This is a genomic window from Archangium sp. Cb G35 (assembly GCF_001896145.1).
In the GTDB taxonomy this organism is placed as follows: Bacteria; Myxococcota; Myxococcia; order Myxococcales; family Myxococcaceae; genus Archangium; species Archangium violaceum.
Genome location: NZ_MPOI01000002.1, coordinates 211,878 through 222,649, shown reverse-complemented (window position 1 = coordinate 222,649; position 10,772 = coordinate 211,878). Strand labels below are relative to the sequence as shown.

General features: G+C 68.8%; 8 protein-coding genes. 1 reads left to right on the top strand and 7 read right to left on the bottom strand.

Annotated features, from left to right (window positions below; translation table 11 throughout):
- The first annotated feature begins 72 nt into the window (after positions 1 to 72).
- Entirely contained in the window at positions 73 to 927 is an 855-nt protein-coding gene (locus BO221_RS07270) for a fatty acid desaturase (RefSeq protein ID WP_073559655.1), read from the top strand.
- A gap of 4 nt (positions 928 to 931) precedes the next feature.
- Here the strand turns inward: BO221_RS07270 and BO221_RS07265 are convergent, their stop codons facing one another.
- The 7 genes from BO221_RS07265 to BO221_RS07230 form a co-directional block, all read right to left on the bottom strand.
- Positions 932 to 3,673: a glycoside hydrolase family 44 protein gene (locus BO221_RS07265; protein WP_073560247.1), complete on the bottom strand. Its 2,742-nt coding sequence runs from the start codon at positions 3,671 to 3,673 to the stop codon at positions 932 to 934.
- A gap of 29 nt (positions 3,674 to 3,702) precedes the next feature.
- A complete protein-coding gene (gene epsD, locus BO221_RS57565; protein ID WP_233165763.1) occupies positions 3,703 to 5,304 on the bottom strand; it encodes an exopolysaccharide biosynthesis glycosyltransferase EpsD in 1,602 nt (533 codons plus the stop codon).
- Positions 5,301 to 5,966, bottom strand: a complete 666-nt coding sequence (locus BO221_RS07250) for a hypothetical protein (RefSeq protein ID WP_083680822.1) — start codon at positions 5,964 to 5,966, stop codon at positions 5,301 to 5,303. The genes epsD and BO221_RS07250 overlap by 4 nt, the downstream gene beginning before the upstream one ends.
- A gap of 107 nt (positions 5,967 to 6,073) precedes the next feature.
- Positions 6,074 to 7,606 (bottom strand): exopolysaccharide repeat unit polymerase, encoded by a 1,533-nt coding sequence (wzy, locus tag BO221_RS07245; protein ID WP_143195318.1) that lies wholly within the window; start codon positions 7,604 to 7,606, stop codon positions 6,074 to 6,076.
- Positions 7,607 to 7,638: 32 nt separating this feature from the next.
- Entirely contained in the window at positions 7,639 to 8,829 is a 1,191-nt protein-coding gene (epsU, locus tag BO221_RS07240; RefSeq protein WP_073559653.1) for an exopolysaccharide biosynthesis GT2 family glycosyltransferase EpsU, read from the bottom strand.
- A gap of 19 nt (positions 8,830 to 8,848) precedes the next feature.
- Positions 8,849 to 10,360 carry a chain-length determining protein gene (locus BO221_RS07235; protein ID WP_073559651.1) on the bottom strand — a complete coding sequence of 504 codons (1,512 nt, stop codon included), beginning with the start codon at positions 10,358 to 10,360 and terminating at the stop codon, positions 8,849 to 8,851.
- Positions 10,361 to 10,367: 7 nt separating this feature from the next.
- A complete protein-coding gene (locus BO221_RS07230; RefSeq protein ID WP_073559649.1) occupies positions 10,368 to 10,766 on the bottom strand; it encodes a response regulator in 399 nt (132 codons plus the stop codon).
- Positions 10,767 to 10,772 lie beyond the last annotated feature (6 nt).

Sequence of the window (10,772 nt, the reverse complement as noted above, 5' to 3'; positions counted from 1 at the left end):
ATTTGGGAATCCGGCCGGGCGCTATGTATCCTGCGCGGCCCCACCTCGTCCATTTGGCTGAGTGAAAGACGAATGACCTTGTTCCGGCACCCCGAGGATCGAATCCCCGTCCTGCTGTTCGCGTGCGTGTTCGCGCTCGACCTGACGGTGTATTTCATGGCGAGCAGCTGGTGGCTGCCCATTCTGTGGTTCGGCATTGGGATCATCCCCAAGGGGTGGATCAGCGCGTGGAACCACCACCACCAGCACCTGAACATGTTCCGCCATGCGCCGCTCAACCGGCTGCTGGAGCTCATCTTCGGTTTCCAGACGGGCGTGACGTCCCATACGTGGTTCCTTCACCACGTGGTGGGCCACCACGTGAACTACCTGGACCAGGAGAAGGACGAGTCACGCTGGAAGCGCGACGACGGCAGCACCATGGGTGAAGTGGAGTACTCGCTCATCACGACGCTGACGGCCTATCCGCGGGCCTACCAGGTGGGGCTCCGCTACCCCAAGGCGCTGCGCGTCTTCCTGGTCATGGGCGTGCTGCAGCTCGCGCTGCTGGGCGTGATGTTCTGGCACAACTGGTACAACGCGCTGTTCGTCTTCCTGCTGCCCATGGCCACGTCGCTGTACGTGACGGCCTGGGCCACGTACTTCCACCACGTGGGGCTGGAGACGCAGGAGCACGCCGAGGCCTCGTACAACATCCTTCACCGGGGCTACAACCTGATGACGGGCAACCTCGGCTACCACGCCGCGCACCATGCGAAGCAGGCGCTGCACTGGTCGAAGCTGCCGCAGTTGCACGCGCAGATGGCGAAGGACATTCCCGCCGCGCACTACCGCCAGCCGGGCATTCCCTTCGTGTGGAGCGGCTCGGAGGCGAAGCTGGAGCTGACGGACGAGCAGGTGGAGGCCATGGCCCGCCCGGCGCCGTGAGCGCCTACTGCGCGATGGTGAGGTCCAGCACGGTCATGGACCAGGGCTGCAGGAGCACCTGCAGGCTGCTGCCCGCCTGGAAGAAGGACTTGCGCTCGGCGAAGCCCGAGGGCTCGCCGGCGTAGCCGAGCACCCGCGCGTTGGAGACGTTGCCGCAGCCCTTGAATTCCACCTGGGTGCTGCGGGCGGAGTCCGGCTCCAGGTTGAGGGCGATGGCCACCACGCGCTTGCCGTCGGGGCTGCGCGAGGCGAACAGCGACATGCCCTGCGAGTCCGCGGCCTTCTCGAACCTCGACGGCACGTAGTTGTCCTGGAAGCGCCCGCCCTTGCCGTCGAAGTTACGGAAGGCGCGGAACGCCCAGAAGGTGGGGCTGCGGTTGGGCGGGTAGGTGAAGAGGAAGGCCGAGGTGAGGTTGTGCTCGGCGAAGCGGCCCAGGGCCTCTGCCTGCGCGAGGCCTCCGCTCATGTGCGCCGTGGCGCCGAAGTTGTACTCGCCGATGGAGATGCCACGGCCCGGGTAGTTCTCCGCCACCCAGCGCTTCATGCGCGGAATGAGCTCGACGTTGTCGTCGATCCACGACTCGTCCTTGTACTTCGGGTCCCACAGCGCGCGCGTGGAGCGGATGCGCCGCGCGGACGTGTCCGGGTCCGTCGCCCCGCGCTCCTCGAAGCCGATGCCGTCGCCCTGCGGGTAGAAGTGCAGGTCCAACACGTCGAGGACGCGCACCCCGGTCTGCTTCTCGTGCTCGGCGAGCTTCTTGAGGTACCAGGCGATGAGCGGCGTGTTGCCGTGGGCCTTGCGGTCCTTCTTGTTGCCGCCCGGAGCCACGTCCGCGGCCGAGTTGAAGTAGTTCGTCCAGCCCCACTCGGCGGGGCCGGCGATGAGGCCCTCGGGGTCCGCCTGGCGCACGGCGGTGCCGTAGGCGATGGTGCGCTCGAGCAGCTCGTCGTAGGTGACGGGCTCCGGGTGCACGTCGCGATGCGTGGTGTTCCAGAGCATCGGCTCGTTGTCGAGGATGTACTGGTGCACGCCGCGCCCGCGCGTCTTGTCCTTCTCGCGGATGGAGCGCACCCACGCGTTGATGAAGGCGGGAGGCGCCTCGACGCTCGTCTGGGCGGGAGGCAGCGGCGTGAGGCCCTCACCGGAGAGGGAGATGCCGTTGCCGGCCTCCATCACGTCCGGGTCCATCTTCTGCTGCGCGCCGAAGAGGGACTTGGGGAAGCCGACGGAGGTGGAGTCCTTGGCCACCCAGCCGAGCATGGGCACGGTGAGGGCGGACTGGAGGCCGCGCTGCTGGTTGGCCTGGAGGAAGCTCTCGTAGGTGTACTGGGGGCTGGTGCCGAGGATGATGTTGCGGAAGAAGTAGTCGTTGGCCGTGTTCCAGACGTTGCCCAGCTTCCAGTTGTAACGGGAGGTGGGGTTGCCGCCCCAGCGGCGCGCGGTGGCGCCGAGCTCCCACTGGTGGTTGTCCTTGAGCTCGCGCAGGTTGTTGAAGGCGATGCCGTAGATGAGCGGGTTGATGGGGTGGCCGGGCTGGGTGCAATCCACCACCACCTTGGACGTCTTCGCGTCGCCGAGCGCCACGCGGCCACCGCCCACGGCGGACGCATCCAGAGGGCCCTGCTGTCCACCGGCGGCGGCCACGGGGAAGGTGCCGACGTTGGCGCTGGTGATGAGCCGGGCGAGGCCCACCTGGTTCAGCTCCACCCAGTCCCCGGTCACCTTCTTGTGCGCGCGCACGACGATCTGCGTGAAGGCCTGCTTGTCCGGGTTGAGCTCCTCCATGGGGACGAACACCTGCGTCCAGTCGCCGTCGCGCGCGGTGACGTACGCGTCCGACAGCTTCACGCGCGGGAAGAGCGTCTCGCCCTCGGTGTCCAGCCGCAGCTCGAGGAAGTCTCCGAAGCCCGAGGGGGCCCGGAAGCGCAGTGCCACGCCGCCGTACTCGCCGCCCAGGTCCTTCTTGTGGAGGATCCACCCGCCCAGGTTGGCCATGCGCAGCTTCGCCGGGGTGGTCTCCTTCAGCTCGCGCTCGGACCAGCCGCGGTCGTCCCAGCCTGGCCGCAGACCGTTGTCATAGGCCAGCTCCACGGGCTCGACGACGGCTCGCGCGGCCTCGCCCGGCTGCTGGGTGGTCATCGCCAGGGCGCTGCTGCCGTCCGCGGGCGTCATGCCACCGGGCGCGGTGAGCCCGACCTGATCCATCTCCACCCAGTCGTTGCCCACCTTCTTGTAGGCGCGGATGACGAGGCGGCTGAAGGGCACCTTCTCCGGGTTGAGCTTCTCGAAGGGGACGAAGAGCTGCACCCACTCGCCCTCGCGGCGCGCCACGTGGCTGCCGTCCACGCGCACGCGGGGGAAGAGCGTCTCGCCCTCCGAGTCCAGCCGCACTTCCAGGAAGTCGCCGAAGCTGGAGGGCGCCTTGTAGCGCAGCGCCAGTCCGCCGAAGTCGCCCTGGATGCCCTTCTTCTGCAGCATGAAGCCGCCCAGGTTGGCCATGCGCATCTTCGCGCTTCCCTGGTGCTTCGGATCGCGTTCGGACCAGCCCTCGTCCTTCCAACCCGCCTGCAGGCCACCGGCCCACGCGGGCTCGGTGAGCGGGGGGATGTTGTAGACGCCCGAGGGCGCGGACGGCCCGCTGTGGGTGGTGGCCGCCTCGGAGGTGTTCCGCTTGCAGGACTGCAGCACGGGCACGCACAGATACACGCCGGCCAGCAGGGCCGCCCGGGCCCTCCTGCCATGCATGAAAGCGCCGCTCCGGCCGGACCGCCGCATCACTCGCCGTCCACGTCCTTGCGGGGAATGATGCGAGCGGGAATGCCCACGGCCACGCTGTCCGGGGGCACGTCCTGGAGCACCACCGCGTTGGCGCCGATGCGCGAGCGGGCGCCCACGGTGATGGGGCCGAGGATGCGCGCGCCAGCACCCACCCACACGTCATCCTCGATGACGGGGTAGCCGTCGTCCTTGGCGGTGCCCACGGTGTTGTTGCCGTAGAAGCGCACGCGGTTGCCCACCTTCGCGTCGCCGCCCACCACGGTGCCCAGGCTGTGGACGAAGTACACGCCGCTGCCCAGCTCCACGTCCTTGCCAATCTCCACGCCGAGCACCGCCGTCTGCGCCACGCGCAGCGCGTGGTTGCCCAGCGGAATGCCCAGCCCACGCGCGGCCTCGCGCAGCCGTTGCAGCGCCAGCACCCGGTAGCCGTCCGAGGTGAGCACCATGGCGGCCACGGACTTCAGGCCAGACTGGCCGTACTCGGAGCGCGCCACCTGCAGCGCATCATCCTTGAGCGCCTTCGCCAGCTTCACCACCTGGCCGGGCCGGCCCGCGGTGAGCGCATAGCGCGCCACGTGCTTGGCCGCCTTCGGGAGCGAGCCCGCCTCGGTGCGAGCGCCGCGCAGGTACTCCATGGCGTACGTCACCGAGGTGCCCATGAAGGCCGCCTTCTTCAGGCCCGCCTTGTCCGCCAGCCTCGCCGCGGCCATCACCGCCTGCGTCACCGGACGGGTGGCCTCGGGCGCCACCACCGCGGCGGCCAGCAGCGGCCGGGCCAGCGGATTCATCTCGAAGAGGTAGCGCCACGGGTCCACCTGCGGCACGTCCGCGTGCTTCGCCGCCACGCGCGAGTCGAAGATGCCGTAGCGGTGCGCCCGCTTCAGCCACTTCTCGAAGCTGGTGTGATCCGAGCCGTGCAGCACGTACGCCTCGGTGCAGAACTCGAAGCGGCAGCCGGCCTTCTCCAGGCGCACGCCCAGTTCAATATCCTCGGACTGGCCCAGGCTCTTGTCGAAGCCGCCGGCCTCCACGTAGTCCTGGCGGCGGAACGACACGTTGCCGGTGAAGAGCTGCCAGCCGTGGGCGCGCCGCTTGGGGCCGCTCATGCTCGCGGCGATGCGGTTGTTGAGCCACGCGTACCACCGCTCGAAGAGCGGCATGTCGGAGATGGCCGGGTCCGGGCGGATGCTGCCGATGACGACGTTGCGCGAGCCACGCGGGTGACGCGCCAGGTGTTTCGCGAGGAAGTCGTCCGCCACCTGCATGTCGTCGTCGGTGATGAGCACCACCTCGCCGCGCGCCGCGAGCACGCCGCGGTGACGGGCCGCCGCCGCGCCGGCGTTGGCCTGCGTCTCCACGCGAAGGCTGTAGGGGAGCGTCAGCTTCTCCAGGTGGGGAGCCGCCGGCTCGCGCGAGCCGTCATCCACCACCACCACCTCGAAGTCCGAGGCGGGCAGCGTCTGCCGGGCGAATTGCCCGAGCAGGCGTTGGATGAGATCCACGCGGTTGTAGGTGGCAACGACGACACTCAGCCGCGGGCGCAAGGCCACGGGCCGAGGTGGAACGGCGGCGCCAGAGGCGCCGTTGGCTGCGCTCATTTCTTCGGAGCTCCGGACGTGGGCTGGAGGGTAACGCTTCCGAGGAAGCGCTCCTTCCCAATCAGGTCCAGCGTACGGCGAGCGGAGGTGTAATCCGAAGTGCCGAGTGAGACGCACAGCAGCGCCCGCTCGGCCGCCAGGGCGACTTCCAGGCCCACGGGGTTGGCGACCACGGAGTCGAGCAGCACCACCACCCGGTCTCCCTGCTCCACGTAGGCCATCATCTCGGCCACCACGTGCTGGGCGGCGCCGATCTCCAGGCCCTCGGCATCCAGGAAGTGCACCGGGGTGCTGCTCTGCTTGTTGGCCACCTCGAGGATGGCCTGCACCACCTGCAATCCAGAGCCGCCCTCGTGCGAGGGCACCACCACCAGCGACGACCACCGGCCGCGCTGGTTGAGCATCGCCCACAGGTGCAGCAGGGTGCTGGAGGGGACGGAGCCGGTGGGCTTCTGCGGCGCAACGGGCTGCTGCGGCTGCTGCTCGACGACCTCGGCCGTACCTTCCCCGTTGAGCACGGGGGCGGACGGAGACGCAGGAGTGGGCTGGGGGCGGTTGCCTCGAATCACCGACAGCGGCTGCACCACGCGCCGCTGATCCGGGGGATTCGGACCTCCGCCCCGAGAGCCACCCTTGGTCTTCTTGTCGTGAGGCTCGAACATGGGCAAAGCCATGTTACCGCGTTGCCGGGCGTTTGGCATCTCGGAAGCGACAGGACGCTGGGCCTGAGTGTCGTATTTCCGTGGCCTCTTCGGTTTGCGGTGCGGTATCATACCAGATTTCCTGCCGGGCTGGCTGAATTCTCAGGCGCCGAGACTTCGTTTCGCAGACGCTGAGGTGCCGGCCACGCATTTGTCACCGTCGCGAGCTTCCCGGCACACGTCGCCGCCATCGCCGCGAGGATGGTGCCCAGCCAGCTGATGCTCCCCATGTCTCCGAAACACTGGTTGGTATAGGCCACAATCACCGACATCGCCACCAATCCACCTGCACGGGCCTCCGGCTCATGCGCCCGGTGATAGGCGCGGACGGCGAGGAACATGGTGACGGAGACCCAGGCCCACAAGCCCGAAAAGCCGAGAATCCCGCCATACGCGAGCATTCCGAGGACGGAGTTGTGGGGGTGGTACAGGTAGTCGGCGAAGGCGTGGGAGATGTCGGGCAGTTTGATCTTCTCGAGGAAGGGGTGCCCCCAGCCCGTGCCCATGATGGGGTTCTGCTCCCAGGTGTAGACGACGTCGAGGTTCTCGATGTCGCGGTAGTCCATCTGCCCCTTCTGGAGGTTCTCGCCCTCCACGAGGGACTTGAAGACGCCGACGATGCCGAAGATGCCGGTGGGGTTGGACCAGCCCACGGCGAGGTAGAAGGGGAAGAGGGGGGCGACGAACAGGCCGGCGCGGGTGACGTAGCGCTTCACCCAGTGCCAGGGGCTGACGGCGTAGATGGCGATGAGTGAGAACGTGAAGCTCACGTACGCCAGGCGCCGGTCGTTGTAGTGCATGCCCATGAAGATGACGGCGCACACCCAGACCATGCGCCAGAAGTTCTTGCGGATGGGCTGCTCCATCCACGCCGTGACGACGGTGACGAGGCCGGTGACGTAGAGCACCGTGTCCGAGTGCGTGGTGGCGTACTCGTGGTACAGGCCGCGGGGCCGGGCGATGGTGAGGATGAAGAAGGCGCCCATGAAGGCCTTCGTGCAGCAGCCCACGACGACGATGCGGCCCAGGGTGCGGAAGTCCTCGGGCCCGCGCAGCGCGACGTTGAAGAGCGCCACCAGCAGGGACAGCGACAGCATCTGGTGCCACTGCCACTTGGCCACCACCGAGTTGCCGCCGTTGATGTAGATGCCCCACACCTGCAGCCAGAGGATGGTGACTGGCACGGCGATCAGCCCGATGACGAGCGGCTTGGGCAGCGGCGGCGTGGGCGGGCCGTCGATGGTGATGCCCATGGCGCGACGGTAGGCGTTGAGCCCGAGCAGCCCGACGGTGGCCACGTCGATGAGGGGCAGGGACATGCCCGGCTTGGTGAAGAGCAGCAGGCCGGGGAAGTACAGCGGGGACTGCCAGTGGCCCTCGTAGGGCACCTCGGTGACGAGGTCCACGGTGACGGCGGCGGCGAAGATGGCGAGCGCCAGCGTGCGGATCTTCTGCTGGCACAACCACCACCCGCCGACGACGGCCGCCACCGGCATCAGCGCGGCGGCCGGGGCCATGACGAGCAGCCCCAATGTCGCCAGCACCAGGACGGCCAGCGACGCGTAGAAGACGAGGGGACGGGAGAGGAAGTCCTGGATCATCGTCCGAAACGGGCGGAGCTTCCGCCGTCAGCTCAGGGCTTGGGGGCCTCGCGGGTGGTGCGCACCCACTCGCCCTTCTTCTCCTCGGGGCGGCTGAGCATCAGCCACACCTTCCAGGCCACGTAGAAGGGCGCCCACGCCAGGGCGGACAGGCCCGCCAGGCCCATGCCGGACACCCACCAGCCGCGCATCACATAGAGCACCAGCGACAGTACGCTCGCCGCCGACAGGTACGAGGACAGCGCCGGGTGCCCCAGCCACAGCGACAGCGCTCCGGAGGCCACCGCCACCGCGCCTGCGCCCAGCACCACCCAGCTCAGCGGCGGCACCAGCAGGTCCATGGCCAGGTCCACTAGCACCTTGTCGCCCTTGCGCAGGCCCTCGGCGAGCAGCGGCAGGCCGAACTTGCGCGTCATGGCCATGCGCCCACCATCCCAGCGGCGGCGCTGCGAGCGCGCGGCCTTCTCGCTCGTCACCATCTCGCCCAGCGCCTCGGCCTCCCAGGCGTAGTGCACGCGCTGGCCGGCCTTGCCCAGGCGGATGCCGTACTCCAGGTCCTCCACGATGGAGAAGGCCTCGTGGGGCACCTGGCGGATGATGGCGTGGGTGAAGCACATGCCGTTGCCGCGCAGGCCGCAGGAGACGCCCAGCCGCTCACGGCCCAGCGAGCGCACCTTGTGGAAGAGCGCCATGGCCACCGCCATCAGCCGGGTGCGCCAGGAAGCGTGCGGGTTGAGCACGCCGTAGTGCGCCTGCACCGCCTGGGCGCCCGCCTCCAGCCGCAGCGCGAAGGCGTGCAGCAGGTTGGGCGTCACCTCGGTGTCCGCGTCCACCACCACCACCGCGTCGGCGAAGCCATCCGCGAGGCTCCGCTCGAAGGCGTGCTGCAGGGCGTAACCCTTGCCGCGCAGCTCCTGGTTGTGGCGCACCAGCACCGTGGCACCGGCCTCGCGCGCCCGGTCCGCCGTGGCGTCCGAGCAGTTGTCCGCCACCACGAGGATGCGCCGCAGCTCCACCGGCCAGTCCACCCGCGACAGGTTGGACACCGTGCGGGCGATGCCCGCCTCCTCGTTGTGCGCGGGGATGATGATGTCGAACTTGAGCCGCGGCGCCACCTGGGGCGGTGCCTCCTTCTCCCCCGACAGGAGCGTGAGGAGCAGCAGGTACCCCGCGGCGGCGAACACCGGAAGGGCCAGGAGGACGAGCAGCAAGTCGAGAATCATGGAGGCGGACTTCTGGGGGCTAGCGGGAGGAAGAGGACTGGGTCTCGAACTGGGGCGCTTCCAACTCCGCGAGGACGGGCAGCCCCAGCCCACGCCGGACCTGCCAGGCCTGCAGCAACTGGCCGCTGAGCACGTCCCGCGCGAGCGCCGCGAAGACGCCCAGCAGGAGGCCCGCGAAGATGCCGCCCAGGGCGATCACCTTCGCGTTGGGCTTCACCGGCGTGCGGGGGAACTCGGCCGGGGTGAGCACGGTGTAGCGGTACTTGAAGGAGGCCTGGGAGATGTCGCGCTCCAGCTTCGCCCCGTCGATGCGCTTGCGCAGCTGCTGCATGATGATGGTGCGCGCGCGCACCTCATCCAGGGACACCGCCGCCTTCGGGTTCTCCGACACCGCCGGGAGGATGCCCATCAGCACGCGCTCCAGGCCGTACGGGTCCGGCACCGGCTCGTCGGGGAAGGGCACGGAGCCGCCGCCGAAGCGCGTGTACTCCTTCGTCAGCTCGTCCTCCTCGCCCTGCAGCACCGCCGTGTTCGGCGAGCCCTGGGCCCGCAGCCCGTTGATGCGCTGCTGCATCTCCACGATGTTGGGGTGGTTCTCCCCGTACAGCTTGCGCTGCGCCACCAGCTCGGCGTTGAGCCCTTCCAGGCGCCGGTTGTGCTGCTCCTCGGAGTCCGAGATGGCCCGCCGCTTGGCGCGGATGAGGAAGCGCAGCTCCGCCAGATGCTGATCCGTGTTGAAGCCGCCCACGCGCGGGTCTCCCACCGCGCGCCGGCGCTCGATCATGATCGCCGCGAAGATCTTCTCGAACTCGAGGAAGGCCTTCTTGTAGTTCTCCGTGGCCAGCTTCTCGTGCTCCTCCAGGATGGCGAGCGCGTCGGTGATGCTGGCGTTGTCCTCGCGCTGGCGGGCCTCGAGGAAGCTCAGCTGGGCGGCGTCCACCAGCTCGTAGGCGAGCTGCGGATCCGGCCAGGTGATGCCGATGACGACCTTGCCATCATCGGTGCTCACCGAGAGGGCCTTCTCCAGCATGCCCACCATGGCGTCCAGCTTGATGTCCTCGCTGGGCCGGCCGGACAGCAGGTTCATCACCTGATCCTTGAAGCGCAGCAGCGGGGCGCGCGTGGCGTCCCAGCGGTCCAGCAGGTTCACCCGCTTGATGAGGGCCACCAGGTTCTCGCGCCGCATCACCGCCTTGGAGGCGGCCAGCGTCACCGAGTCCACCTCGCCCGCCGGGTGCAGCGGGTTGGGCGGATCCGGGTCCAACGCCGGAATGCGGTCCGGGTTCACCAGCGCGGCGATCGTCTGCGCGCGCTTGGGCAGCAGCGAGGCCTGGGCGTAGTAGCTGCGCGGCAGGAACTTGGCGAGCGCCAGCCCCAACGCCGCCACCACCACGAAGGTGGCCAGGGCCAGCAGCTTGTGGCGCAGCACCGCGTTCTTCACGAAGCCCGCGTAGTCGCGCAGCGCCTCCCAGTCGAAGATCTGGGCCTGTGCGCGCTCCACCTCGGGAAGCTCGTCACGAGACTGGGGCATGACGTCTCTACGCCTCCTTCCGCGGGCGCGCCGCCATCACCCGCTCCACCTGCTGGCGCAATTCCTCGGGGGTGAAGGGCTTGATGAGGTAGCCACTCGCACCGGCCTCCTCCGCCTGAGCCCGGTCCATCGTCTGCGTCCGCGCGGAGATCATCAGCACGGGCACGTCCTGGAGGACCGGCGTGGAGCGGATGAACTCGCACACCTCGTAGCCGGAGATGTCCGGCAACGTCAGGTCCAGGCACACCAGGTCCGGCCGCTGCTCGGCGAGGAGCTCCAGGGCCGCCTGTCCGCTGAAGGCCTCGAGGACGCGCGTGTAGCCGAGGCTCTGCAGCATGTCGCTGAGCATCCTGCGGAACATGGGCGAGTCCTCCACGACGAGGACGGTTGTTCCCTGCTGCTGCATAGAATC

Coding starts and splice junctions, on each gene's coding strand:
- epsD (WP_233165763.1), bottom strand. CDS start 5,304: ATGAGCGCAGCCAACGGCGCCTCTGGCGCCGCCGTTCCACCTCGGCCC.
- epsU (WP_073559653.1), bottom strand. CDS start 8,829: ATGATTCTCGACTTGCTGCTCGTCCTCCTGGCCCTTCCGGTGTTCGCC.
- wzy (WP_143195318.1), bottom strand. CDS start 7,606: ATGATCCAGGACTTCCTCTCCCGTCCCCTCGTCTTCTACGCGTCGCTG.
- BO221_RS07230 (WP_073559649.1), bottom strand. CDS start 10,766: ATGCAGCAGCAGGGAACAACCGTCCTCGTCGTGGAGGACTCGCCCATG.
- BO221_RS07265 (WP_073560247.1), bottom strand. CDS start 3,673: ATGCATGGCAGGAGGGCCCGGGCGGCCCTGCTGGCCGGCGTGTATCTG.
- BO221_RS07250 (WP_083680822.1), bottom strand. CDS start 5,966: ATGTTCGAGCCTCACGACAAGAAGACCAAGGGTGGCTCTCGGGGCGGA.
- BO221_RS07270 (WP_073559655.1), top strand. CDS start 73: ATGACCTTGTTCCGGCACCCCGAGGATCGAATCCCCGTCCTGCTGTTC.
- BO221_RS07235 (WP_073559651.1), bottom strand. CDS start 10,360: ATGCCCCAGTCTCGTGACGAGCTTCCCGAGGTGGAGCGCGCACAGGCC.